At 63.6% G+C, this 23,821-nt stretch carries 26 protein-coding genes and 1 tRNA gene; all 27 read right to left on the bottom strand.

The window, feature by feature from the left end; genetic code table 11:
- Positions 1–20: 20 nt before the first annotated feature.
- Complete coding sequence (locus ACFPO9_RS08770) at positions 21–644, bottom strand: glutathione S-transferase family protein (RefSeq protein WP_379769572.1); 624 nt, start codon at positions 642–644, stop codon at positions 21–23.
- A 102-nt stretch (positions 645–746) separates the two neighbouring features.
- Entirely contained in the window at positions 747–1,181 is a 435-nt protein-coding gene (locus ACFPO9_RS08775) for a tellurite resistance TerB family protein (protein WP_379769574.1), read from the bottom strand.
- Between the two features lie 112 nt (positions 1,182–1,293).
- Positions 1,294–1,602 carry a hypothetical protein gene (locus ACFPO9_RS08780; protein WP_379769576.1) on the bottom strand — a complete coding sequence of 103 codons (309 nt, stop codon included), beginning with the start codon at positions 1,600–1,602 and terminating at the stop codon, positions 1,294–1,296.
- A gap of 1 nt (position 1,603) precedes the next feature.
- Entirely contained in the window at positions 1,604–2,824 is a 1,221-nt protein-coding gene (locus ACFPO9_RS08785; protein WP_379769756.1) for an MFS transporter, read from the bottom strand.
- Between the two features lie 196 nt (positions 2,825–3,020).
- Entirely contained in the window at positions 3,021–3,527 is a 507-nt protein-coding gene (gene ispF / locus ACFPO9_RS08790) for a 2-C-methyl-D-erythritol 2,4-cyclodiphosphate synthase (protein ID WP_379769579.1), read from the bottom strand.
- A gap of 5 nt (positions 3,528–3,532) precedes the next feature.
- Complete coding sequence (gene ispD / locus ACFPO9_RS08795; protein ID WP_379769581.1) at positions 3,533–4,237, bottom strand: 2-C-methyl-D-erythritol 4-phosphate cytidylyltransferase; 705 nt, start codon at positions 4,235–4,237, stop codon at positions 3,533–3,535.
- On the bottom strand, positions 4,238–4,966 hold the full coding sequence (locus ACFPO9_RS08800; protein WP_379769583.1) for a hypothetical protein: 729 nt from the start codon (positions 4,964–4,966) through the stop codon (positions 4,238–4,240).
- Position 4,967: 1 nt separating this feature from the next.
- Positions 4,968–5,534: an NUDIX domain-containing protein gene (locus ACFPO9_RS08805; RefSeq protein ID WP_379769585.1), complete on the bottom strand. Its 567-nt coding sequence runs from the start codon at positions 5,532–5,534 to the stop codon at positions 4,968–4,970.
- 57 nt (positions 5,535–5,591) lie between these two features.
- Positions 5,592–5,912, bottom strand: a complete 321-nt coding sequence (locus ACFPO9_RS08810; RefSeq protein WP_379769588.1) for a DUF2818 family protein — start codon at positions 5,910–5,912, stop codon at positions 5,592–5,594.
- Positions 5,913–5,921: 9 nt separating this feature from the next.
- Positions 5,922–7,439, bottom strand: a complete 1,518-nt coding sequence (gene nuoN / locus ACFPO9_RS08815) for an NADH-quinone oxidoreductase subunit NuoN (RefSeq protein WP_379769591.1) — start codon at positions 7,437–7,439, stop codon at positions 5,922–5,924.
- 27 nt (positions 7,440–7,466) lie between these two features.
- On the bottom strand, positions 7,467–8,969 hold the full coding sequence (locus ACFPO9_RS08820; protein WP_379769593.1) for an NADH-quinone oxidoreductase subunit M: 1,503 nt from the start codon (positions 8,967–8,969) through the stop codon (positions 7,467–7,469).
- Between the two features lie 17 nt (positions 8,970–8,986).
- The gene (gene nuoL, locus ACFPO9_RS08825) at positions 8,987–11,110 is read right to left on the bottom strand and encodes an NADH-quinone oxidoreductase subunit L (protein WP_379769595.1); all 2,124 of its coding nucleotides are present in this window, start codon (positions 11,108–11,110) and stop codon (positions 8,987–8,989) included.
- A gap of 50 nt (positions 11,111–11,160) precedes the next feature.
- Positions 11,161–11,469: an NADH-quinone oxidoreductase subunit NuoK gene (gene nuoK / locus ACFPO9_RS08830; RefSeq protein WP_036168632.1), complete on the bottom strand. Its 309-nt coding sequence runs from the start codon at positions 11,467–11,469 to the stop codon at positions 11,161–11,163.
- Positions 11,466–12,134: an NADH-quinone oxidoreductase subunit J gene (locus tag ACFPO9_RS08835; RefSeq protein ID WP_379769598.1), complete on the bottom strand. Its 669-nt coding sequence runs from the start codon at positions 12,132–12,134 to the stop codon at positions 11,466–11,468. Before ACFPO9_RS08835 ends, nuoK begins: the two co-directional genes overlap by 4 nt.
- 34 nt (positions 12,135–12,168) lie before the next feature.
- Positions 12,169–12,657: an NADH-quinone oxidoreductase subunit NuoI gene (gene nuoI / locus ACFPO9_RS08840; protein ID WP_379769601.1), complete on the bottom strand. Its 489-nt coding sequence runs from the start codon at positions 12,655–12,657 to the stop codon at positions 12,169–12,171.
- A 13-nt stretch (positions 12,658–12,670) separates the two neighbouring features.
- Positions 12,671–13,753, bottom strand: a complete 1,083-nt coding sequence (gene nuoH / locus ACFPO9_RS08845) for an NADH-quinone oxidoreductase subunit NuoH (protein ID WP_230029832.1) — start codon at positions 13,751–13,753, stop codon at positions 12,671–12,673.
- A 5-nt stretch (positions 13,754–13,758) separates the two neighbouring features.
- On the bottom strand, positions 13,759–16,095 hold the full coding sequence (gene nuoG, locus ACFPO9_RS08850; protein ID WP_379769604.1) for an NADH-quinone oxidoreductase subunit NuoG: 2,337 nt from the start codon (positions 16,093–16,095) through the stop codon (positions 13,759–13,761).
- Positions 16,096–16,116: 21 nt separating this feature from the next.
- Positions 16,117–17,412: an NADH-quinone oxidoreductase subunit NuoF gene (nuoF, locus tag ACFPO9_RS08855; protein ID WP_379769606.1), complete on the bottom strand. Its 1,296-nt coding sequence runs from the start codon at positions 17,410–17,412 to the stop codon at positions 16,117–16,119.
- A complete protein-coding gene (gene nuoE, locus ACFPO9_RS08860; RefSeq protein ID WP_379769608.1) occupies positions 17,409–17,885 on the bottom strand; it encodes an NADH-quinone oxidoreductase subunit NuoE in 477 nt (158 codons plus the stop codon). Before nuoE ends, nuoF begins: the two co-directional genes overlap by 4 nt.
- Before the next feature lie 32 nt (positions 17,886–17,917).
- On the bottom strand, positions 17,918–19,171 hold the full coding sequence (locus tag ACFPO9_RS08865) for an NADH-quinone oxidoreductase subunit D (protein WP_379769610.1): 1,254 nt from the start codon (positions 19,169–19,171) through the stop codon (positions 17,918–17,920).
- Positions 19,171–19,764 (bottom strand): NADH-quinone oxidoreductase subunit C, encoded by a 594-nt coding sequence (locus tag ACFPO9_RS08870; protein WP_379769612.1) that lies wholly within the window; start codon positions 19,762–19,764, stop codon positions 19,171–19,173. Before ACFPO9_RS08870 ends, ACFPO9_RS08865 begins: the two co-directional genes overlap by 1 nt.
- An 18-nt stretch (positions 19,765–19,782) precedes the next feature.
- Positions 19,783–20,259, bottom strand: coding sequence for a NuoB/complex I 20 kDa subunit family protein (locus ACFPO9_RS08875; RefSeq protein ID WP_135190173.1), 477 nt, complete (start codon positions 20,257–20,259; stop codon positions 19,783–19,785).
- 3 nt (positions 20,260–20,262) lie between these two features.
- Positions 20,263–20,622: an NADH-quinone oxidoreductase subunit A gene (locus ACFPO9_RS08880; protein WP_230029838.1), complete on the bottom strand. Its 360-nt coding sequence runs from the start codon at positions 20,620–20,622 to the stop codon at positions 20,263–20,265.
- A 225-nt stretch (positions 20,623–20,847) separates the two neighbouring features.
- Positions 20,848–20,932, bottom strand: a tRNA-Leu gene (locus ACFPO9_RS08885).
- Positions 20,933–21,157: 225 nt separating this feature from the next.
- Complete coding sequence (secG, locus tag ACFPO9_RS08890) at positions 21,158–21,616, bottom strand: preprotein translocase subunit SecG (RefSeq protein ID WP_379769614.1); 459 nt, start codon at positions 21,614–21,616, stop codon at positions 21,158–21,160.
- 38 nt (positions 21,617–21,654) lie between these two features.
- The gene (tpiA, locus tag ACFPO9_RS08895; protein WP_379769616.1) at positions 21,655–22,416 is read right to left on the bottom strand and encodes a triose-phosphate isomerase; all 762 of its coding nucleotides are present in this window, start codon (positions 22,414–22,416) and stop codon (positions 21,655–21,657) included.
- A 116-nt stretch (positions 22,417–22,532) separates the two neighbouring features.
- Entirely contained in the window at positions 22,533–23,519 is a 987-nt protein-coding gene (locus ACFPO9_RS08900; RefSeq protein ID WP_379769618.1) for an NAD(P)H-quinone oxidoreductase, read from the bottom strand.
- Positions 23,520–23,821 lie beyond the last annotated feature (302 nt).

Consider the following 23,821-nt stretch of genomic DNA (forward strand, 5'->3'; position numbering starts at 1 on the left):
CATCGAAAATTCAACAATTGTCACCCGGCGCGCAGCGGCGTACTGCGCCAGTAGCGCTCCCAGATACGGTCGTGGTAGGCCGTCAATGCCGGCTGGGCCAGGGCAAAATCCTGCAGCGGGCCCGGGAAAGGATGCTTGAGCAGCGTGTGCAACTGGCCGAACACGCAGGCGTCGATGCTGCTGGGCGCATCGCCGAACAGGTAATCCTGGCTGCCGAGCAGCGTCACGATGGCGCGCAGGCCGGACTGGCCGATCGCCAGCACTTCGTCGGCACTGTGGCGGCCGATGCCCTGCTGCCAGACCTGGCGCTTCATGTAGCGCCGTATGCGCGGCGACAGCACCGGACTGAGCACAGGCACCAGCGGACGCTGCCAGACCGGCACGCTGCGCTGCGCGTAGTCGAGCAGCAGCGGCCGGTAGCGCGCGAAACTCTCGTCCACGCTCCAGCGCAGGTAGACGCCGACGAAATACAGCTGGCTTTCGGCCAGGGCCTTGATGGCCTCGGCCTGGGCCAGCTGCACGGGGCTCAGGTGCTCGTCGCGCAGCGCGCGCGGGTCGTGCCGCTGGAGATGGCCGATGATGAAGGAGGAGTCCGCGATCAGGCGCCCGTCGACCAGCGCGGTAGGCAGCTTGGCCTTGGGCATCTCGCGCGGGCCGCCGGGGTGTCGGTGCCGTGCGGATAACCGTATTTGTAGACGAGGATCACGGGGGCCTTTCGGGTCGCCAGGGTTGCAAGCCCCCTTAGCTTAGGCCTGAACCCGCTGCCGGTCACCCCTTCGGCCGGAGGATTGACGGCCCGGTCCGGACCAGGCCCTGAATGCGCGCTCGATCAGCAGGGTCTCGCGGGCATCCAGCACCTCGTCCGCATGCACGATGTCCAGCATCGCCTTCATGACCGAGATGCGCAGTGCCGGATCCTCGACTTCGCCGAGCAGGCTGTCGAGCAGGCGGCCGTCGATCTCGACTTCCGCGCTGCAGCGCCGCGCGGCGCTGGCAAGCAGGTCTTCGCACAGGTCGCGCACCACGTCGTCGAATTCGTCCTCGTCGAGCGCGGCACGCGGCAGCACGCCCGCCGCGCGCATGGCCTTGAGCTCGGACGGCGCCAGATGGCCGTCGACGATCATGGTCAGGGCCAGCAGTCGCGATACCGCTTTGGTGCTGTTGGTGGGATACGAACGCATATCGGATACTCCTCAGCTGATGGAGCCATCAGAGTAATGCCTGATCTGCAAAGTTAAAACCGCAGAAACCTTGATCGTTTCTCTGGTTTTTCCGAAGTCTGATTGATGCTGCTCAGATCCGCCGGCGCCGGTACTCGTCCAGGAATGACGCCAGCTCGCGGCCCGCCAGCACCTTCACCGCATCGCCGTGATGCGCATACAGGTAAGGCGCCCCGCCCTGCCGGTCGGTCAGCTTGGCGCGGACCAGGAAGCGGGTCCCGGCCGGATACAGGTCCGGGTCGCGCAGCGTGCGTGCGCACTGCACCCGCATCGAGGTCGCGTAGGCCTGGCCCGCCATCGGCCGGATCTTCAGGGCGCCGCTGCGCGGATCGATGAAGGACTCGACCGCGACGTCGCGGTAAGCCCAGGGGTCGCGCGCCATCTCAGGCTTTCGCCGCGGCTGCGGCGGACGTGCCGTGCGGGACCGCCTCGCGGATCGGCAGGTTGACCAGGGCCGCGGCCAGGGCCAGCAGGATGTCCGCGTACCACATCCACGAATAATCGCCGAACTTCACGAAGGCCAGGCCGCCCAGCCAGGCGCCGAAGAAGCCGCCGACCTGGTGCGACAGCAGGGTCAGGCCGAACAGGGTCGACAGGTAGCGCGTGCCGAACAGCTTGCCGACCAGCCCGGCCGTCGGCGGTACGGTGGCAAGCCAGCTGAAGCCGAGCGCCGCCGCGAAGACATAGAAGGTCAGCGCCGTCTTCGGCGCCAGCAGGTAGCCGGCGATGATCAGCGCCCGGCCGCCGTAGATCGCGGCCAGCAGCCACTTCATGCGGTAGCGCTGTCCCAAGGCCCCCGCGACCAGCGAGCCGGCGATGTTGAACAGGCCGATCAGGGCCAACGCGTTGGCGGACACGCCCGCCGGCAGGCCGCACAGCGCGACCTCGCCCGGCAGGTGGGTGACCAGGAAGGCGATGTGGAAGCCGCAGGTGAAGAAGCCGGCGTGCAGGCAGAGATAACTCTTGTCGCGCAGGGCCGCGCGCACCTGGCGGCCGAGCGTGAACTCGTCGGCGGCCGCGGTAGCCGCATGCACCGGCGCTTTCTGGCCGCGCATCAGGAAAGCCAGCGGGATGGTCAGCAGCGTGGTGGCCGCCAGCGAGATCATCGCCACGACCCAGCCGCTGGCCTGGATGATCGCCTGCACCAGCGGCGAGAACACGAACTGCCCGAAGGAGCCGCCGGCGTTGATGAAGCCGGCCGCGAAGGGACGGCGCTCGACCGGCAGGCGCTGGGCGGTGGCGCCGATCAGGATCGAGAAACTGCCGGCGCCGGCCCCGGCCGCGGACAGCACGCCCAGGGTCAGCATCAGGCCGAACTGCGAGGAGACGAAGGGTGTGGCGGCCAGGCCGATCGCCAGCATCACGCCGCCCAGCACGATCACGCGCGCCGGGCCGTACTTGTCGGCGACGGCGCCGAAGATGGGCTGCGAAGCGCCCCACATGAACTGGCCGACCGCCATCGCCAGGCTGATCGAGGCGACGCCGAGGCCGGTGGAGGTGTTGATGGGCGAGAGGAACAGGCCGGTGGTCAGGCGCGCCGCCATCGTGATCATCAGGATCGCGCTGGCGGAGAGGATCAGGAGCCAGGCTGCGCGCGGGCTCATCGGGGTCTGGGTTGTCACTCTTGGCTCCCTGGTTGTCGTTTTATTTTCGACAGTGTCGCATGGAGCGTAAATGCCTGCAGAGGACGGCCCAAATTCGAGCAGCACAGCCGTCGTTCCCGCGAAGGCGGGAACCCAAGTTGCAAGCGCTCACGTAACGCCGACAGAACTTGGATCCCCGCCTGCGCGGGGATGACGATCAGACCTTCACCAGCAACGCAGTCGCCTGCGCCGCCATCCCCTCTTCGCGCCCGAGGAAGCCCAGCTTCTCGTTGGTCTTGGCCTTGATGTTCACCTGCTGCGGCGAGACGCCCAGGTCCTCCGCGATCCGCGACACCATCTGCGGAATATGCGGCGCCATCTTCGGTTGCTGGGCGATGATGGTGGCGTCGATGTTGCCGATGGTGTAGCCGGTGGCGATCACGCGCGAGGCGACTTCGCGCAGCAGGGTGCGCGAGTCGGCGCCGGCGAACATCGGGTCGGTATCCGGAAAGTGCTTGCCGATGTCGCCCAGCGCGGCGGCGCCCAGCAGGGAGTCGATGATGGCGTGCAACAGCACGTCGGCATCCGAGTGGCCCAGCAGGCCGAGGCGGTGCGGGATGGTGACGCCGCCGACGATCAGCTTGCGGCCCTCGACCAGGGCGTGGCAGTCATAGCCGGTCCCGATGCGGAACGGCGGAGTGGGGTTATACGATGCAAGAGCCATGGTGTTCACACGAGTTCAGGTTGGGACACTGCCAGGTACAGCTCGGCGATCCGGATATCTTCCGGCAGCGTCACTTTCAGGTTGCGGGGATGCCCTTCGACCAACTTGGGGGTCAATCCGAGGGCTTCAACCGCACTGGCGTCATCGGTAATCGTATTCGGGTCCGTCGCCGCCGTCAGGGCTTCGCGCAGCAATTGATAGCGGAACATTTGCGGGGTTTGCGCCAGCCACAGGCCGTTGCGCGGAATGGTGCCGCAGGCCTCGCCTTCGATGCAGCGCTTGACGGTGTCGACCACCGGCAGGCCCAGCAGGCCGCCGACCGGGTGTTCGGCGGTCGCGGTGATCAGCTTCTCGATCAGCCCGGCGGTGAGGCCGGGACGGGCGGCGTCATGCACCAGCACCCAGTCCGTGGGCGCGAGCGTATTCGCCAGCACGGCCAGGCCGTTGCGCACCGATTCCATGCGGCTGTCGCCGCCGCAGCGCAGCACGGTCACCCCATGGTGCGGGGCGACGCTGTCGATGTAGGGGTCGTCGGGGCTCACGACCACGAAGGTGTGGGCGATCAGGTCGCTGGACTGGAAGGCGTCGAGGGTGTGGCGCAGCATCGGCTTGCCGCCGAGTTTGAGGTACTGCTTGGGACTGCCAGCACCCATGCGGGCGCCGACGCCGGCGGCGGGAATTAAGGCAAAGTAACGTGGTGCTTGGTTCATTTATGAGCTTGTTGTTGAAGGTTCGCGTCTTGTCGATCCAATAAGAGACTGTACCTCACCTTGGCAAACTTTGCTGAGACGCGCGTACTCGCCGGGACTGTCGATGCCCGATTGCAGGGCCTTGGCCTTGCCCATCTCGCGCTTGATGAAGGGCATCCAGCGACCGTCCAGTTCCGCCTGCACGCGCGCCAGCGCCTGGCCGCGTGCAGCATACACTGGACGGGCGTCGAAACGCCGTCCCAATGTTTCCCGCACCCTGCTTTCCACTTTCGGCAGGTAGTCGATGTAGGCCTTGAGATGGCGCATCTCATGCGCAAGTATCTCGCGATACGCACAGCGGCCCGGCGCGAACTCGCTCCCCACATGGATAACGATCGGAAGGTAGGAAAGGCTGACGCCAAGCTGCGGCAGCATGCATTCTTCCCCCGTGTCGGGGTTGCTGACGATGGCGCCTTCGAGGCTGATCGCCACGCGCGACTCGGCGCGCGTCAGGCCCAGCACGAAGTCGCCCGCGCGGCCGCGCTTGATGCGGGTGAGACTGCGCCAGGACAGGCTGTTGTCGACGCGGTAGCCGCTGTCGTGCGATTCGACCCTGACCCAGGTCGGGCGGCTGTCGGTATCGAGTCCCAGCTGGCGCGCCTCGCAGCGCGCCTGGAAAGGCGTGCGCGCCGCCGCTTCATCCGCCGCCGTCAGCAGCATCAGCGCAAGCAGCGGCGCAGGTAGCCGCATCTCAGCCGGGGGTCCAGGTGCCGGCGGCGTATTTTTCCAGCCAGAAGCTGCCGATGATGGTCTTGACGTCGGTGATCTGCCCGGTGCGCACCATCTCCAGCAGTTCCGGTACGGTGGCGCTGAAGAGTTCGAGGAACTCGCCTTCGTCGAGCTTCGCTTCGCCCTTGGTCAGGTCGCGCGCCAGGAAGATGTCCAGGTGCTCGTCCGAGTAGGCGATGGCGTTGTGGATGGTGCAGACGAAGTTCCATTCCTTCGCCGTGTAGCCGGTTTCTTCTTCCAGCTCGCGTTTGGCGGTGGCCAGGGCTTCCTCGCCCGGATCGATTTTGCCGGCCGGGAATTCGATGAAGACGCGGTCGTTCGGGTAGCGGAACTGGCGCTCCAGCAGCACGCGGCCGTCCGGCAGCAGCGGCAGGATCACGACGGCGCCCGGATGGCGGATGAACTCGCGCTGGGTCTCTTTGCCGTCGGGCAGCTTGATGCGGTCGCGGGTGACTTTGAGGAAATGGCCATCGTAGGCCAGCTCGCCGTCGATGCGCGTTTCTTTCAGGTGGGAATCTTGGGAATCCATGGTAGCTCCGGTGATGCGTTGATTATTCGACAGCACCGGCGCCATGGACGAGGGTGCTCAATGCCGGCGCTTGCGGAGATATTTGAATACGAAACCGGGAAAGGCCAGCACGACGAACATACAGCCCGAAATTGCGTAGAACTCCCAGGTTTGCGGAAACGTGTTTCCGATCCGGGATTCCAGCAAATAGGCGAGTGCGCCGACGAGAAAGTATAAAACAAACAACTCGAGAAGGCGCACGACGAAGAACTTCGTGTGCGCCCTGCCCTGCGCTGGCTTCAGGGGAATGAAGCCGAGCACGCTCTCGTTCAGGAAAGGCAGGTTGGCGAACGCGACCGCGACCGCGATCACCAACCAGGTAGCCAGGGACAGGTCCACAGGCAGGTCTTACGAACCCAGGGTCTGGGTCATGGCGCTCAGGCAGGCTGCCAGCAGCGAGCCCGGCATCACACCCAGCAGCACCACCAGGATGCCGTTCAGCGACAGGGCCACGCGCATGTCCATCGGGGTCTTGATCGGCGAGACATCCACCGCTTCATCGAACCAGATGGTCTTCACGACGCGCAGGTAATAGAAGGCGCCGATCAGCGAGAACAGCACGGCGACCACGGCCAGCCAGTACTGGCCGGTTGCGACCACCGCCTGCAGGACCGCCCACTTGGCCATGAAGCCCATCATCGGCGGCACGCCGGCCAGCGAGAACATCAGCACGGTCATGACCAGGGCGTACCACGGGCTGCGCTTGGCCAGGCCCTTGAAGTCGGCGATTTCTTCCGCTTCGAAGCCCGAGCGCGCCAGCATCATGATCAGGCCGAAGCTGCCCAGGGTGGTCAGCACGTAGGTGATCGTGTAGTACATGGCGGCGCTGTAGGCCGGGGCCGCGCTGGCGGCGTTCATCGCATCGCGCGGACCGGTGGTGCCGGCCATCATGCCGAGCAGGACGAAGCCGAGCTGGGCGATGGTCGAGTAGGCCAGCATACGCTTGATGTTGGTCTGCGAGATCGCGGTCAGGTTACCGACGGCCAGCGACAGCACGGCCAGGGCCAGCAGCATCTGCTGCCAGTCGAAGGCCATCGGCAGCAGGCCTTCGACCAGGATGCGGATCATCATCGCGAACGAAGCCAGCTTCGGCGCGGCGCCCAGCAGCAGGGTCACGCCGGTCGGCGCACCCTGGTAGACGTCCGGCACCCACATGTGGAAGGGCACGGCGCCCAGCTTGAAGGCCATGCCGGCGACGACGAACACCAGGCCGAACACCAGGATGGTGTGATTGGCGGCGTTGGCGGCGCTCAGCTTGGCGATGGTGCCGATGTCCAGCGAACCGGTGGCGCCGTAGATCATCGACATGCCGTACAGCAGGAAGCCCGAGGCCAGCGAACCCAGGATGAAGTACTTCATCGCGGCTTCGGTCGAGATTGCATGGTCACGGCGCATGGCCACCAGCGCGTACAGCGACAGCGACATCAGTTCCAGGCCCAGGTAGATCGGCAGCATGTTGTTGCCGGAGATCATAATCATCTGGCCCAGCATGGTGAACAGGGCCAGCACGTAGATCTCGCCGCCCATGTTACCGGACATCATGCCGCGGTCGCTCGAGTACTGGCGCGAATACACCAGGGTGATGCCGACCGCCAGGTAGGTGAACAGCTTCAGCAGGTTGGCCATCGGGTCCGACACGAACATGTTGAAGAACGTGTAGGTCGTGGTGCCGGCCTTGAAATCGCCATAGGTGATCACTGCGCAGCCGACCAGGGTCAGCAGCGACAGGACGTAGGTGATGTTCCGCTTCCCTTCCTTCAGGAACATGTCGATCAGGAGAATCGCGCAGGACGCGACCACCAGGAAGATTTCCGCGGACAACGGCGCCATGTTGATGGACGCCGCCGAAAGAGTCGTATTAATCATCGGATTCATATCTTTTTAGTTTCCTGCTTAGTGCATCGGCAGCTTGCTGACCGACACGTGCTGCAGCAGGTCGGCCACCGACACTTGCAGCGAGTCGGTGAACGGCGCCGGATACAGGCCCATGTAGATGGTCAGGATCGCCAGCACGCCCAGCATGAAGAACTCGCGGCCGTTCAGGTCGGTTAGTTCGGCCACGTGCTTGTTGCCGATCTTGCCGAAGATGACGCGCTTGACCATCCACAGCGAGTAGGCCGCGCCCAGGATCAGGGCGGTGGCGGCCAGCAGGCCGGTCCAGAAGTTGAACTGGACGGCGCCCAGGATGACCATGAACTCGCCCACGAAGCCCGAGGTCGCCGGCAGGCCGCAGTTGGCCATCGCGAACAGGACCGAGAAAGCGGCGAACTTCGGCATGCGGTTCACGACGCCGCCGTAGTCGGCGATTTCGCGCGAGTGCATGCGGTCATACAGCACGCCGATGCACAGGAACATGGCGCCCGACACGAAGCCGTGCGAGATCATCTGGACGATACCGCCCTGCACGCCGATCTCGTTGAAGATGAAGAAGCCGAGGGTGACGAAGCCCATGTGGGCGATCGACGAGTAGGCGACCAGTTTCTTCATGTCCTTCTGGACCATCGCCACCAGGCCGATGTAGATCACGGCGATCAGCGACAGCACGATGATCAGCGGCGCCAGGTAGTGCGAGGCGTCCGGCGCGATCGGCAGCGAGAATCGCAGGAAACCGTAGCCGCCCAGCTTCAGCATGATCGCGGCCAGGACCACCGAACCGCCGGTCGGCGCTTCCACGTGGGCGTCCGGCAGCCAGGTGTGGACCGGGAACATCGGCACCTTGACGGCGAAGGCCATCAGGAAGGCGATGAAGATCAGGACCTGCTCGGTCATGTCCAGCTTTGCCGCGTGCCATGTCAGGATGTCGAAGGACCCGCCCGTCTTGTTGTACAGGTAGATGATCGCGATCAGGGTCAGCAGCGAACCCATGAAGGTGTACAGGAAGAACTTGAATGCCGCGTACACCCGGTTCGGGCCGCCGAACACGCCGATGATGATGAACATCGGGATCAGGGTGGCTTCGAAGAAGAAGTAGAACAGCAGGCCGTCCAGGGCGACGAAGACGCCGATCATCAGGCCCGACAGCATCAGGAAGGAGCCCATGTACTGGGCCACGCGTTCCTCGATCACCTGCCATGCGGAGATGACGACGATGATCGTGATGAAGGCGGTCAGCGGCACGAACCAGAGGCTCAGGCCGTCGATACCCAGGTAGTACTGGATGTTGAAGCGCTCGATCCAGGCCGCCTTTTCGACGAACTGGGGACCGTGGGCGGTATTGCTGAACTGGGTGAACAGCGGGATGGTCGGCAGGAAGCTGACCACCGCGCCGATCAGCGACAGCACGCGGGTGAAGCCCGCCTTGCTGTCACGGCCGACGGCCAGCACGATCACACCGAAGATGATCGGAAGCCAGACCGAAAGGCTCAGGTACGGGTAGGAGGAAATCGTGGACTGCATCTTGTTTTTCTCTCTGTTTAAGCGTGCCAGAACGGGAAGAAGTACAGCAGCGTACCCAGCACGCCCAGGATCATCACGAACGCATAGTGGTAGATATAACCAGTCTGGAACGTGCGGACGATGGTCGAGAACCAGCCCACCAGCTTGGCGGAACCGTTGACGACCAGACCGTCGATCAGCACGCGGTCACCCACCTGCCACAAGGCCTTGCCAACACCGCGTGCGCCGCCGGCGAACACGACTTCGTTGAACTTGTCCATGTAGTACTTGTTGTCCAGCAGGGTGTGGATCGGGCGCAGCTTGGCGTAGAACCAGGCCGGCACGCGCGGGTTGATCATGTAGCAGTAGTAGGCCGCGACCACGCCGGCCAGGGCCAGCCAGAACGGCACGCTGGTGAAGGCGTGCACGCCCATCGCGGCGGCACCGTGGAACTCGTGCGCCAGTTCTTCCATCGCCGGGTGGTTCTCGCCGACGGCGATGACACCCTTGAAGAAGTCGCCGAACAGCATCGGCTGGATCGCGAAGAAACCGATGACGACCGACGGGATCGCGAGCAGGATCAGCGGCAGGGTCACCACCAGCGGCGACTCGTGCGGCTTCTGGCCCGGGGCCAGGCCGTGGTGGCCGTGATCGTCCTCGTCTTCTTCGTGATGCGCGGTGGCTTCGTGCAGCGCGGTTGGGTCAATGCCTTCGTTACCCTGGTTGGTATCGGCGTGATGCGCGTGGTGATCGTCATGTGCATGCTCATGTGCGTGCGCCTTGCCGAAACGCTCTTCACCGTGGAACACCAGGAAGTACATGCGGAAGGAGTAGAAGGCAGTGATGAACACGCCCGCGGTCACCGCGAACGAAGCGAAGCCCGAACCCCACAGGTGGGACGCGTGCACGGCCTCGATGATCGAATCCTTCGAGTAGAAACCGGCGAAGAACGGGGTGCCGATCAGGGCCAGCGAACCGAGCAGCGAGGTGATCCAGGTGATCGGCATGTACTTGCGCAGGCCGCCCATGTTGCGCATGTCCTGGTCGTGGTGCATGCCGATGATGACCGAACCCGCGCCGAGGAACAGCAGGGCCTTGAAGAAGGCGTGGGTCATCAGGTGGAACACGGCGACGTTATACGCCGACACGCCCAGTGCGACCGTCATGTAGCCCAGCTGCGAAAGCGTGGAATAAGCAACGACGCGCTTGATGTCATTTTGAATGATGCCCAGGAAGCCCATGAACAGCGCGGTGATCGAGCCGATCACGATGATGAAGGACAGCGCGGTGTCCGACAGCTCGAACAGCGGCGACATGCGGGTCACCATGAAGATGCCTGCGGTCACCATGGTCGCGGCGTGGATCAGTGCCGAGATCGGGGTCGGGCCTTCCATCGAGTCCGGCAGCCAGACGTGCAGCGGGAACTGCGCCGACTTGCCCATCGCGCCGATGAACAGGCAGATGCAGGCGGCGGTCAGCAGCGGCCAGTTGGTGCCGGCGACCGTCAGCGTCGACAGGTGATCGGCTGCCTTGAAGGTTTCCTGATAGTCCATCGAGCCAGTGGCGGCCAGCAGCAGGCCGATGCCGAGGATGAAGCCGAAGTCGCCGACGCGGTTCACCAGGAAGGCCTTCATGTTCGCGAAGATGGCCGTCGGACGGGTGTACCAGAAGCCGATCAGCAGGTAGGAGACCAGGCCCACCGCTTCCCAGCCGAAGAACAGCTGCAGGAAGTTGTTGGACATGACCAGCATCAGCATCGAGAACGTGAACAGCGAGATGTACGAGAAGAAGCGGTTGTAGCCTTCATCCTCGGCCATGTAGCCGATCGTGTAGATGTGCACCATCAGCGACACCGAGGTCACCACGCACATCATCATCGCGGACAGCGCGTCGATCTGGAAGCCGACCGCCATCTTCATGCCGCCGATGGTCATCCAGGTGTAGACGTTCTGGTTGAAAGTCTCGCCGCCGAGCACGTCCATCAGGGTCATGATCGAGAGGACCATGGCGATGAACACGCCGGCGATGGTCGCGGTATGCGACACCTTGCGGCCGACCACGTTCCCGAAGAACTTGGTGCCGAGCAGGCCGGCGATTGCCGAACCCGCGAGCGGAGCGAGTGGCACCGCCAGCAAGATATTAGGGTTAATTGGCCCCGTCATTTTCTATAGCCTTATGTCTTGTTTATCGAGGAGTTCACAGAACAAACCGATTAGCCCTTCAGGCTGTCGAGGTCTTCCACGTTGATCGTGTCCAGGTTACGGAACAGGACCACCAGGATCGCCAGGCCGATCGCCGATTCGGCGGCCGCGACAGTCAGGATGAAGAACACGAAGATCTGCCCTGCTGCATCACCCAGATAGTGCGAGAAGGCGACGAAGTTCAGGTTCACTGCCAGCAGCATCAGTTCGATGGCCATCAGCAGGATGATGATGTTCTTCCGGTTCAGGAAAATACCGACCACCGAGATCGCGAACAGGATCGCGCCCAGGATCAGGTAGTGAGCGAGCGACAGAGTCATGGATTCTCCTTGTTGGCTGCCTCGGCCTTCGCGGCAACGGCTGCAACAGCCGCGGCGTCGATCGCCTTCTGGTCGATGGCCTGCATCTTGACGATGCGCAGGCGGTCGTTACGCTTGACGCTGACGGCCAGGGCCGGGTCGATGGCCTTGGTGTCCTTGCGCTTGCGCAGGGTCAGGGCGACGGCGGCGATGATCGCAACCAGCAGGATCAGGCCGGCGATTTCGAAGCCGTAGATGTACTGGGTATAGATCAGGCGGCCCAGTTCGCGGGTGCCGCCGATGTGGCCGACGGCTGCTTCAGCCGGGGCTTCGCCCTGGCCCAGGAAACCGCGCCACAGCACGGCGGCCATCTCGACCACCACCAGCGCGCCGATGCCGGAGGCGATCGGGAGGTAGCCCCAGAAGCCTTCGCGCATGCGGTCGACATTAATATCGAGCATCATCACGACGAACAGGAACAGCACCATCACGGCGCCGACATAGACCAGCACCAGCACGATGGCGAGGAACTCGGCCTTCAGCAGCATCCAGATGCCGGCGGCGTTGAAGAACGCGAGCACCAGGAACAGCGCGGCGTGAACCGGGTTCTTGGCGGTAATGACGCGCAACCCGGCGACGATCATGATCGCCGAGAACACGTAGAACAGAACAGTTGTGAATTCCATGACTTACGCAGGAGCCCTCTTGTTATTAGCGGGATTAACGATATTTGGCGTCGGCGTTGCGCGCCGCCGCAATATCATCTTCGTAGCGATCGCCCACGGCCAGGAGCATCTCCTTGGTGTAGTACAGGTCGCCGCGCTTTTCGCCGTGGTATTCCAGCACCTGGGTCTCGACGATCGAATCGACCGGGCAGGATTCTTCGCAGAAGCCGCAGAAGATGCACTTGGTCAGGTCGATGTCGTAGCGCGTGGTGCGGCGGGTGCCGTCTTCGCGCTGCGCCGATTCGATCGTGATCGCCATTGCCGGGCACACCGCTTCGCACAGCTTGCAGGCGATGCAGCGCTCTTCCCCGTTGGGGTAGCGGCGCAGCGCGTGCAGGCCGCGGAAACGCGGCGAGATCGGGGTCTTTTCTTCCGGGTACTGCACCGTGATCTTGCGCGAGAACGCGTATTTTCCGGTCAGCGCCAGGCCCTTGATCAGTTCGGACAGCATCAGGCTGCCGAAAAAGTCTTTTACTCGAGTCATTTCTTGCGCCTCTTTACTTCCAGGGGTTCCAGGACGTCTGCATGACGCCGGCGACCAGGACCAGATACACCAGGGTCAGCGGGATGAACACTTTCCAGCCCAGGCGCATGATCTGGTCATAGCGGTAGCGCGGGAAGGTGCCACGCACCCACACGAACAGCGACACGACCAGGAAGGCCTTCGCGAACAGCCAGAAGAAGCCGCCCAGCGCGCCGAACTCCAGGAAGGAGAACGGTGCCTGCCAGCCGCCCAGGAACATGATCGATGCCAGGGTCGCGACCAGGATCATGTTGGCGTATTCGGCCAGCATGAACATCGCGTAGGACATGCCCGAATACTCGACCATGTGGCCGGCCACGATTTCCGATTCGCCTTCCACCACGTCGAACGGGTGGCGGTTGCACTCGGCCAGGCCGGAGGTGATGTAGACGACGAACAGCGGCAGCAGCGGCAGCCAGTTCCACGACAGCAGGTTCACGCCCATGCCGGCGAAGTAGCCGCGGGTCTGCGCGCCGACGATGTCCGAGAAGTTCAGCGAACCGGACACCATCAGGATCACGACCATCACGAAGCCCATCGGGATTTCATACGAAATCATCTGGGCCGAGGCGCGCATCGCGCCCATGAACGAGTACTTCGAGTTCGAAGCCCAGCCGGCGATGATGATGCCGTAGACTTCCATCGAGGTGATCGCCAGCAGCAGCAGCAGGCCGGCGTTGACGTTGGCCAGCGCCGATTCCGGACCGAAGGGAATGACTGCCCATGCGGCCAGGGCCGGCATGATGGTCATGATCGGACCGATGATGAACAGGCTCGGGGTGGCTTTCGCCGGGACCACGATTTCCTTGAGCAGCAGCTTGAGCGCGTCGGCGATCGGCTGCAGCAGGCCCAGCGGGCCCACGCGGTTCGGACCCACGCGGATGTGGATCCAGCCGATCAGCTTGCGCTCCCACAGCACCAGATAGGCCACCAGGCCCATCAGCGGCAGCAGCACGCAGACGATTTTCAGCAGCGTCCACGCGAAGGTCCAGACGGTCGGACCCACCAGGGTTTCGCCGCCGGCATAAAAACTATTGAGTACGTCAGGCATCGACATTTTTATTAAGCCTTTTCAATCGAAATCGGACCGAACATGGCGCCCAGCGACGAGGTCAGCTGGTGAGCCGCGGCCACGCGCACGACGTTGGCCGGCAGGCGCACGTCGATGGCGGCGACCAGGGTCGCACTGCCCTCCCCTTGCTGCACGGTGACCATGTCGCCGGCCTGCACGCCCAGCACCTCGGCCAGCTTGTGCGAGATGGTCGCCAGCGGGGCCTGTGCGTCGGCGGTGCGCAGCAGCGGTTCCGAACGGCGCGCGATGGCGTCGGCGAAATAGATCGGCACGTCGGCCAGGCGCTCCAGTTTCAGGTCGGCTTCATTGCCGAACTTGGCCGAAACCAGGGCCTGCTTGGCGACGTTGTTCAGCCTGGACGACAGGTCGGTGACACCCTTGCCCAGCGCTTCGTCGCGGATCGATTCCGAATTCTCGTAATCGAAGCCCGACAGGCCCAGCAGGTTGCCCAGCACGCGCAGCACTTTCCAGGCGGGTCGCGTTTCGCCCAGCGGCTTGACGGTGCCGTTGAAGCTCTGTGCGCGGCCTTCGCAGTTGACGAAGGTGCCGGCGGTCTCGCTGAACGGCGAGATCGGCAGCAGCACGTCGGCGTAGTCCATGCCGTGCTTGAAGGCCGACATCGCGACGACCATCTCGGCGCCCTGCAGGGCCTTGATGGCTTGCTGCGGGTTGGCGGCGTCCAGTTCCGGCTCGGCGTTCAGCAGCACGTAGGCCTTCTTCGGCTGGGCGAACAGGTTCGCCGCATTCTTCGAAGTCGCGTTGACCAGGTAGCCGCCGACGGTGTTGGCGGCGTCGACGAAGTAGCCGAACTTGGCGCCGGTCTGCTCGGCGATCCACTGGGCGGCGGCGTGCAGCGCCGAGCCTTGCGGATGCTGCATGACGGCGTTACCCAGCAGGACGGCGCCCGGCAGGTCGCCGGCGTTTTCCACGACCAGGGTCGCGGCGATCGCCTTCGCCGCATCCGACGCCTCGATGCCTTCGAAGCCGTCCGGGGCTGCGATGCCCTTGGCGGCGGCGACAGCGACGACGATGCCGGACAGCGCAGCCAGCCATTCCGACGGCGACACGATCATGCGGCCGGCGGTCGGGATCAGGTTGTCCTCGTCCGAACCGTGGACGATGTTCAGCTTGGCGCCCGACTTGACGGCGGCGCGCAGGCGAGTCGCGGCCAGCGGGTGGTCCTTGCGCAGGAAGGAACCGACCACCAGCACGCGCTTGAGCGTCGACAGTTCGGCGATCGGCATGCCCAGGTGCGGGACGACGGCGCCGTCCAGCGCGAAGTCGCTCTGGCGCAGGCGGAAGTCGACGTTCTCGATGCCGAAGCCGCGCATGGCTTTTTGCAGCAGGAACAGTTCTTCGACGGTCGAGTGCGGGGTCGCGACGGCGGCGATGCTGTCGGCGCCGTGTTCGTGGCGGATGTTACGCAGGCCGTGGGCGACGTACTCGAGGGCGGTCTGCCACTCGGTCTCGATCCACTTGCCGTCCTGCTTGACCATCGGCTTGACCAGGCGGTCGGCGTTGTCCAGCGCTTCGTAGGCGAAGCGGTCCTTGTCCGAGATCCAGCACTCGTTGATGTTTTCGTTTTCCAGCGGCAGCACGCGCATCACCTTGCCGCCCTTGACCTGGACGATCAGGTTGGTGCCCAGCGAGTCGTGCGGCGAGACCGACTTGCGGCGCTGCAGTTCCCACGGACGTGCCGAGTAGCGGAAAGGCTTGCTGGTCAGCGCGCCGACCGGGCACAGGTCGATCATGTTGCCCGACACTTCCGAGTCGACGGTCTTGCCGACGAAGGTGGTGATCTCCGAGTGCTCGCCGCGGCCGACCATGCCGAATTCCATCACGCCGGCCACTTCCTGGCCGAAACGCACGCAGCGGGTGCACTGGATGCAGCGCGACATCTCTTCCATCGAGATCAGCGGGCCGGCTTCCTTCGGCGTCACCACGCGCTTTTCTTCTTCGTAGCGCGAGTTGCTCTTGCCGTAGCCGACAGCCAGATCCTGTAGCTGGCATTCGCCGCCCTGGTCGCAGATCGGGCAATCCAGCGGGTGGTTAATCAGCAGGAATTCCATGACCGACTTCTGTGCGGCCACGGCCTTGTCGCTGTGGGTGCGCACGATCATGCCCGGCGAGACCGGGGTCGCGCAGGCAGGCATCGGCTTCGGTGCTTTTTCCACTTCGACCAGGCACATGCGGCAGTTCGCTGCGATCGACAGTTTCTTGTGATAGCAGAAGTGCGGGACGTAGGTTCCCAGTTTATTCGCGGCGTCCATCACCATGGAACCTGGCGGGACTTCTACTTTCTTGCCGTCTAATTCAATTTCAACCATTTGATCGTTACCTGACCTGGTTTAAAGGTATGCGGGCACCAAGCATTGCTTGTGCTCGATGTGATGAATGAATTCCTCACGGAAGTTCTTGATCATGGCTTCCACAGGCATCGCGGCGGCTTCGCCGAGCGCGCAAATGGTACGGCCCTTGATGTTGAACGCGACATTGTTCAGCAGCTCGATGTCGTCCGGACGGCCCTGGCCGTTTTCGATACGGTGCACCATGCGGTACAGCCAGCCGGTGCCTTCGCGGCACGGCGTGCACTGGCCGCAGGATTCTTCGTAATAGAAGTAGGACAGGCGCAGCAGCGACTTGACCATGCAGCGGGTTTCGTCCATGACGATCACCGCGCCCGAACCGAGCATCGAACCGGCTTTCGCGATCGAGTCGTAGTCCATGTCGGTTTCCATCATGACTTCACCGCGGATCACCGGCGCCGACGAGCCGCCAGGAATCACGGCCTTGATCTTCTTGCCGCCGCGCATGCCGCCGGCGAGTTCCAGCAGCTTGGCGAACGGCGTGCCCAGCGGGATCTCGTAGTTGCCTGGACGCTCGACGTCGCCCGAGATCGAGAAGATCTTGGTGCCGCCGTTGTTCGGCTTGCCCATGCCCATGTAGTTCTCGGGGCCGACGTTCATGATGAACGGGACAGCTGCGAAGGTTTCGGTGTTGTTGATCGTGGTCGGCTTGCCGTACAGGCCGAACGAGGCCGGGAACGGCGGCTTGAAGCGCGGCTGTCCCTTCTTGCCTTCGAGCGATTCGAGCAGCGCGGTTTCTTCGCCGCAGATATAGGCGCCGTAACCGTGGGCCGCGTGCAACTGGAAGTTGAAGGTGCTGCCCATGATGCCATCGCCCAGGAAACCGGCGGCGCGCGCCTCTTCCAGCGCTTCTTCGAAACGCAGGTATTCCTGGAAGATCTCGCCGTGGATGTAGTTGTAGCCCACGGTGATGCCCATCGCGTAGGCGCCGATGGCCATGCCTTCGATCAGCGCGTGCGGGTTGTAGCGGATGATGTCGCGGTCCTTGAAGGTGCCCGGCTCGCCTTCGTCGGTGTTGCAGACGAGGTATTTCTGGCCCGGGAACTGGCGCGGCATGAAGCTCCACTTCAGGCCGGTCGGGAAACCGGCGCCGCCGCGGCCGCGCAGGCCCGAGGCCTTCAGGTCGGCAATGACCTGTTCCGGCGTGACGCCGCCTTCGAGGATACGGCGCAGGGCCGAATAGCCGCCGCGCTTGACGTAGTCGGCCAGGTGCCAGTTTTCGCCGTCCAGGTCTTTCAGGATCAGCGGGTTGATGTGGCGGTTGTGCAGGCTGGTCATTTGTTCAGTTCCTCCAGCAGGGCGTCGATTTTCTCGTCGCTCATGAACGAGCACATCTGGTGATTGTTCAGCAGCATCACGGGTGCGTCGCCGCAGGCGCCCATGCACTCGCCTTCGAGCAGGGTGAACTTCCCGTCTTCGGTGGTGCCGCGGAAATCGATGCCGAGCGCGTCCTTGATGCGCTGGGCGGCGCGTTCGCCGCCCGACAGTGCGCACGGCAGGTTGGTGCACACGGTGATCTTGTGCTTGCCGACCGGCTTCAGGTTGTACATGTTGTAGAAGGTGGCCACTTCCTGGACGGCGATCGCCGGCATGCCGATGTAGTCGGCAATTTCCTGCATCGTTTCCGGCGCCAGCCATCCCTTTTCGACCTGGGCGTGGGCCAGCGCGGCCATCACGGCCGACTGGCGCTGGTCAGCCGGGTACTTGGCCAGCTCGCGGTCGATTTTTTTTAAGCACTGCTCAGATAACATTTTTCTCTTCCTTACGTCGCTTATCGACCGGTTTAGCGGTCGATCGAACCGAACACGATGTCCTGCGTACCGATGATGGTCACGGCGTCGGCGATCATGTGGCCGCGCGCCATTTCATCCAGGCTCTGCAGGTGCACGTAGTCCGGGGTGCGGATCTTCAGGCGGTAGGGCTTGTTGGCGCCGTCCGACACGATATAGATGCCGAACTCGCCCTTCGGGTGCTCGATGCCGGTGTAGACCTCGCCCGGCGGCACGTGGAAGCCTTCGGTGAACAGCTTGAAGTGGTGGATCAGCGATTCCATGTTCGACTTCATGTCGACGCGCGACGGCGGCGCGATCTTGTGATTGTCGATCATGACCGGACCCGGGTTCGCACGCAGCCAGGCGATGCACTGCTTGATGATGCGGTTCGACTGGCGCAGCTCTTCGATACGGACCAGGTAGCGGTCGTAGGAGTCGCCATTGGTGCCGACCGGGATGTCGAAGTCCATCTTGTCGTAGACCGCGTACGGCTGGGTCTTGCGCAGGTCCCAGGCGATGCCCGAGCCGCGCAGCATCGGACCGCTGAAGCCCATGCCCTTCGCGTCTTCCGGGCTCACCACGCCGATGCCGACGGTACGCTGTTTCCAGATCCGGTTGTCGGTCAGCAGGGTCTCGTACTCGTCCACGTAGCCGTCGAAACGCTTGGTGAAACCATCGATGAAGTCGAGCACCGAACCCTGGCGGATTTCGTTCAGCTCATCTACAGCGCGCTGGCTGCGCACCAGCGACGGCTTGTGCTGCGGCATGACGTCCGGCAAATCGCGGTACACGCCGCCCGGGCGGTAGTAGGCTGCGTGCATGCGCGCGCCCGACACCGCTTCATAGACGTCGAACAGGTCTTCACGGTCGCGGAAGGCGTACAGGAAAGGACCCATGGCGCCGATGTCCAGCGCGTGCGCGCCCAGCCACATCAGGTGGTTCAGGATGCGGGTGATCTCGTCGAACATCACGCGGATGTACTGCGCGCGGACCGGGGCTTCGATGCCCAGCAGCTTCTCGATCGCCAGCACGTAGCCGTGCTCGTTGCACATCATCGACACGTAGTCGAGGCGGTCCATGTAAGGCACGGACTGCAGGTAGGTGCGGGTCTCGGCCAGCTTCTCGGTGCCGCGGTGCAGCAGGCCGATGTGCGGGTCGGCGCGCTGGATGACCTCGCCGTCCAGCTCCAGCACGAGGCGCAGCACGCCGTGCGCTGCCGGGTGCTGCGGACCAAAGTTCAGGGTGTAATTCTTAAGCTCAGCCATTATTTCATCCCGTAGGTTTCTTCGCGGATCACGCGCGGAATGTTTTCACGCGGTTCGATCGTGACCGGTTGGTAGATCACGCGCTTCTGCTCGGGGTCGTAGCGCATCTCGACATAGCCCGAAATCGGGAAGTCCTTGCGGAACGGGTGGCCGATGAAGCCATAGTCGGTCAGGATGCGGCGCAGGTCGCCGTGGCCTTCGAACAGGATGCCGAACAGGTCGAACGCTTCGCGCTCGAACCAGTTGGCGTTGCGCCAGATGCCGGTGATCGACTGGACCAGGGGCATCTCGTCGTCCGGGCAGAACACGCGGACGCGCACGCGCCAGTTGTGCTCGATCGACAGCAGGTGGGTCACCACCGCGAAGCGCAGGCCGTCCCAGCTACCTTCGCCGTAGTTCAGGTAGTCGACGCCGCACAGGTCGATCATTTCTTCGAAAGCGAGCGACTTGTCGTCGCGCAGGGTCTGCATCGCTGCAAGATAGTCGGCGGCCTTGACTACCACGGTTACTTCGCCGAGCGCCGACGAAATGGCAGCGCGCTCGCCGAGCGCATTCTTCAGGGCGAGCTCAAGGACTTCGAGTTTTGTCGTCATGGTGTTAGCTGCTTGGTTTTATCGCGCGATGGTGTTGGTGCGCTTGATCTTGTTCTGGAGCTGGATGATGCCGTACAGCAGAGCTTCAGCGGTCGGCGGGCAGCCCGGGACGTAGACGTCGACCGGCACGATGCGGTCGCAGCCGCGCACGACGGAGTACGAGTAGTGGTAGTAGCCGCCGCCGTTGGCGCAGGAACCCATCGAGATCACCCAGCGCGGCTCGGCCATCTGGTCGTAGACCTTGCGCAGCGCCGGCGCCATCTTGTTGCACAGGGTGCCGGCGACGATCATCACGTCGGACTGGCGCGGCGACGGACGGAACACGACGCCGAAGCGGTCCAGGTCGTAGCGGGCCGCGCCGGCGTGCATCATCTCGACCGCGCAGCAGGCCAGACCGAACGTCATCGGCCACATCGAACCGGTGCGGGCCCAGTTGATCAGCTTATCGGCTGTGGTGGTAACAAAACCTTCGTTTAAAACGCCTTCAATAGCCATGGCTTATTCCCAATCAAGGGCACCTTTCTTCCAGATGTACCAGAAACCGACGACGAATTCGGCGATGAACACCATCATCGTGACGAACGCAGGCCAGCCCAGGTCGCGCATCGAGACGCCCCAAGGGAAGAAGAATGCCGTTTCCAGATCAAACAAAATAAACAGGATCGCGACCAGGTAGTACCGGACGTCGAATTTCATGCGCGCATCTTCGAATGCTTCGAAACCGCATTCGTACGGCGACAGCTTGGCGGCGTCGGGACGGTGCGGCGCAATGATGCGGCCAAGGACTTGCGGAGCGACGCCAACGCCGATGCCGACAAGAAGGAACAAAAGGACGGGGAAGTAATTCTCGAGGTTCACAGCAGAGAAGCCTTATTGAACGATCGGTTGATAAAACACTGCAGGGGTGCAGCACCGCATCGAACAATCCTGGCTTTGGGCCTACCACCAGGATCGTACGACCGGAGGCCCAGGCAAACCCACTGCGCGCTGCGGCAGGCTTTCCAGGACCCCCAGAGATCCTCGTAAAAAAAGCCAGCTAAGGCAAGGAGCGGAGCTCATGCGCCCTAGCTGGCTTCTGTATCTTGGTGCCGACGGCGAGACTCGAACTCGCACAGCTTGCGCCACTACCCCCTCAAGATAGCGTGTCTACCAATTTCACCACGTCGGCTGGAGACCAGTATTCTACCCTGCCTTAGCACTATTTTTCAATGCTCAAATTGCGCTAGCACAAGGATTTCACTGTTTTTCTCTACTTTGTTTTCGCTGTATTCACAGCCTGGCGGGTCGAGAAGCCGCCAGGGCTTGCTGGCGGAGAGAACCCGCCGATACTACACCACCCCGCGCAAGCCTGCACGGAGGGGCCCGCTTTTGCCGTGCGGATCGGAAGCTTGCCTTACTTGGCCGGAGCCGGAGCCGGAGCCGGAGCCGGAGCCGGGGCGGCCGGAACCGCGGCAGCCGGCGCCGACGGCACATCCTGGGTCGCAGCCGGCGCGGCGGCCGGCGCTGCCGCTGCCGGCGCCGTGTTCGGAACGGCATTGCCCGCGTTGTTCGCCGGCGCGGTGGCAGGCGCCGGAGCACGCTCCATCACGCCGCCGCCCACACTGGCCGCCGGACGGTTGGTGCCGAAGTAGGCCAGCGCCAGGGTCGAGGCGAAGAAGATCGCTGCGGCAACGGCGGTGGACTTCGACAGGAAGTTCGAAGAACCGCTGGCGCCGAACAGGCTGCCGGAAGCGCCGGAACCGAAAGCGGCGCCCATGTCGGCACCCTTACCGTGCTGGACGAGCACCAGGCCGATGATGGCCAGTGCGGACAGGACCTGCAGGACAACGATCAGATTGAACAACACGTTCATTATTATTCCATTCCAAGGTTAACTACGTTGCAAATTCTTTATTCATGCGGCATTCCGGTGGCGTGAATGATAGCGAGAAAATCCTGCGCCTTCAACGCCGCCCCACCGATCAGCCCGCCATCGATATCGGGCTGCGCCAGCAGTTCGCGCGCATTGTCCGGCTTCATGCTGCCGCCGTAGAGGATGGCCACGCCATCCGCCGCCTCGCCATTGCGCGCCTTCAGTTGCGCGCGCAGGCGGGCATGGACTTCCTGCGCCATCTCCGGCGTCGCCGTCTTGCCGGTACCGATCGCCCACACGGGTTCGTAGGCGACCACGATCTTTGCTACCGCGTCCAGCGGCAGCAGCTCGAGCACCGTGCCGAGCTGGTCGCCGACCACGTCGAAGGTCTGCCCCGCTTCGCGCTCTTCGAGCGTTTCGCCGACGCAGATAATCGGGGTCATGCCTTCCTTCAGCACCGCAAGCGTCTTGCGTGCCACCAGCCCGCTGCTTTCCAGATGGTAGGCGCGGCGTTCCGAGTGACCGACGATCACGTAGCGGCAGGCGAAGTCGGACAGCATCTTCGCACACACCTCACCGGTGTAGGCGCCGCCTTCATACGCGGACACATCCTGCGCGCCCCAGGCGATCGGGCTGCCTTTCAGCGCCTCTTCGCACTGCTGCAGATACGGCGCCGGCACGCACACGGCGCATTCCGCCCTGGCGCCATCCAGTCCCGCCACGATGCCCTCGAGCAGCGCGGCATTGGCTGCGCGGCTGCCGTTCATCTTCCAGTTGCCTACGATGAGCTTGGGCCGCATCAGAACCTCACGGTCAAATAACCCGCTATTTTAGCGGTCGTAGCCGGGACGGTCAAACGATGCTTGACCAGGTGCATGTTATTCATGGTTGCTTCCAGAGTAGTGGGTATTCTTTGTCAGGCTGAGGCGACGTCGAGCATGATCTTGCCGACGTGGGTGCTGCTCTCCATCAGCGCGTGGGCTTCGGCCGCCTGGTCCAGCGGGAACACGCGGTGGATCACCGGCCTGATTTTGCCGGCCTCGACCAGCGGCCAGACGCGTTCGCGCAATTCGCGTGCGATCCGGGCCTTGAAGGCGACCGGGCGCGGGCGCAGAGTCGAGCCGGTGACCGTCAGGCGGCGGCGCAGCACCTGCCCGAGGTCGACCTCGGCGCGGGCGCCGCCCAGCAGGGCGATCAGGTTGAGCCGGCCGTCATCGGCCAGGCAGGCGATCTCGCGCTTGACGTAGTCGCCGCCGACCATGTCGAGGATGACGTCGACGCCCTTCCCGCCCGTCAGTTCCTTGACGATGCTTGAGAAATCCTCGGTCCTGTAATTGATGGCGCGCTCGGCGCCCAGCTGCTCGCAGGCACGGCATTTGTCTTCGCTGCCGGCGGTGGCGAACACACGGTGGCCCATGGCCGCGGCGAGCTGGATCGCGGTCACGCCGATGCCCGAGCTGCCGCCCTGCACCAGCAGGGTCTCGCCCGGCTGCAGGGCCGAGCGCTGGAACACATTGCTCCACACGGTAAAGAAGGTCTCGGGCAGCGAAGCCGCCTCGATCGGGCTCAGGCCCCTGGGCGCCGGCAGGCATTGTTCGAGCGGCGCCGCGCAGTACTCGGCATAGCCGCCGCCCTGCACCAATGCGCAGACCAGGTCGCCCTTTTCGAACCCGCTGTCCTGCAGGTCGCCGTCGACGATCTCGCCGGCCACTTCGAGGCCCGGCAGGTCGGAGGCGCCCGGCGGCACCGGGTACTGGCCGAGGCGCTGGAACACGTCCGGGCGGTTGACGCCGGCGGCCAGCACGCGAATCAATACTTCGCCGGACTTCAGGACGGGCAGCGGACGCTCGCAGGGCTGCAAGACTTCGGGACCGCCGGACTGGGTGATTTCGATGGCGCGCATGGCTGGGCTCTCGACGTGGAAACGCTTGTTGAACAAGTGGCAATTGTACGCCACCGCCAACCCGCCACCAAGCGAACAGCCGCGCGAAGATTGCTGATAACGCTATCATTGCGCAACTTAATGCCGAGTTGAATCCAAAATGCGACGCGGGTTAGCGCCAGCTCAACAAAAGGGTTTTGCCGCCTTGTCGTCACAGTCGAGACTGCTAGATTGGCTCAGCGGGCTCATGCATATTGCATTGCCCATCACTAAGGAGCCAGACATGAAGTTGAGCTTTCCTGCCCTGCTGGACGCCGGGCGCC

The sequence above is a fragment of the Massilia aerilata genome, from assembly GCF_042656905.1.
In the GTDB taxonomy this organism is placed as follows: Bacteria; Pseudomonadota; Gammaproteobacteria; order Burkholderiales; family Burkholderiaceae_D; genus Telluria; species Telluria aerilata.

Coding starts and splice junctions, on each gene's coding strand:
- ACFPO9_RS08865 (WP_379769610.1), bottom strand. CDS start 19,171: ATGGCTGAGCTTAAGAATTACACCCTGAACTTTGGTCCGCAGCACCCG.
- nuoL (WP_379769595.1), bottom strand. CDS start 11,110: ATGACGGGGCCAATTAACCCTAATATCTTGCTGGCGGTGCCACTCGCT.
- nuoE (WP_379769608.1), bottom strand. CDS start 17,885: ATGTTATCTGAGCAGTGCTTAAAAAAAATCGACCGCGAGCTGGCCAAG.
- nuoI (WP_379769601.1), bottom strand. CDS start 12,657: ATGACTCGAGTAAAAGACTTTTTCGGCAGCCTGATGCTGTCCGAACTG.
- secG (WP_379769614.1), bottom strand. CDS start 21,616: ATGAACGTGTTGTTCAATCTGATCGTTGTCCTGCAGGTCCTGTCCGCA.
- nuoG (WP_379769604.1), bottom strand. CDS start 16,095: ATGGTTGAAATTGAATTAGACGGCAAGAAAGTAGAAGTCCCGCCAGGT.
- ispD (WP_379769581.1), bottom strand. CDS start 4,237: ATGAACCAAGCACCACGTTACTTTGCCTTAATTCCCGCCGCCGGCGTC.
- ACFPO9_RS08870 (WP_379769612.1), bottom strand. CDS start 19,764: ATGACGACAAAACTCGAAGTCCTTGAGCTCGCCCTGAAGAATGCGCTC.
- ACFPO9_RS08770 (WP_379769572.1), bottom strand. CDS start 644: ATGCCCAAGGCCAAGCTGCCTACCGCGCTGGTCGACGGGCGCCTGATC.
- ACFPO9_RS08805 (WP_379769585.1), bottom strand. CDS start 5,534: ATGGATTCCCAAGATTCCCACCTGAAAGAAACGCGCATCGACGGCGAG.
- nuoK (WP_036168632.1), bottom strand. CDS start 11,469: ATGACTCTGTCGCTCGCTCACTACCTGATCCTGGGCGCGATCCTGTTC.
- ACFPO9_RS08780 (WP_379769576.1), bottom strand. CDS start 1,602: ATGGCGCGCGACCCCTGGGCTTACCGCGACGTCGCGGTCGAGTCCTTC.
- ACFPO9_RS08900 (WP_379769618.1), bottom strand. CDS start 23,519: ATGCGCGCCATCGAAATCACCCAGTCCGGCGGTCCCGAAGTCTTGCAG.
- tpiA (WP_379769616.1), bottom strand. CDS start 22,416: ATGCGGCCCAAGCTCATCGTAGGCAACTGGAAGATGAACGGCAGCCGC.
- ACFPO9_RS08785 (WP_379769756.1), bottom strand. CDS start 2,824: ATGAGCCCGCGCGCAGCCTGGCTCCTGATCCTCTCCGCCAGCGCGATC.
- nuoF (WP_379769606.1), bottom strand. CDS start 17,412: ATGACCAGCCTGCACAACCGCCACATCAACCCGCTGATCCTGAAAGAC.
- ACFPO9_RS08835 (WP_379769598.1), bottom strand. CDS start 12,134: ATGGAATTCACAACTGTTCTGTTCTACGTGTTCTCGGCGATCATGATC.
- ACFPO9_RS08775 (WP_379769574.1), bottom strand. CDS start 1,181: ATGCGTTCGTATCCCACCAACAGCACCAAAGCGGTATCGCGACTGCTG.
- ACFPO9_RS08875 (WP_135190173.1), bottom strand. CDS start 20,259: ATGGCTATTGAAGGCGTTTTAAACGAAGGTTTTGTTACCACCACAGCC.
- ispF (WP_379769579.1), bottom strand. CDS start 3,527: ATGGCTCTTGCATCGTATAACCCCACTCCGCCGTTCCGCATCGGGACC.
- ACFPO9_RS08800 (WP_379769583.1), bottom strand. CDS start 4,966: ATGCGGCTACCTGCGCCGCTGCTTGCGCTGATGCTGCTGACGGCGGCG.
- nuoN (WP_379769591.1), bottom strand. CDS start 7,439: ATGATTAATACGACTCTTTCGGCGGCGTCCATCAACATGGCGCCGTTG.
- ACFPO9_RS08820 (WP_379769593.1), bottom strand. CDS start 8,969: ATGCAGTCCACGATTTCCTCCTACCCGTACCTGAGCCTTTCGGTCTGG.
- nuoH (WP_230029832.1), bottom strand. CDS start 13,753: ATGTCGATGCCTGACGTACTCAATAGTTTTTATGCCGGCGGCGAAACC.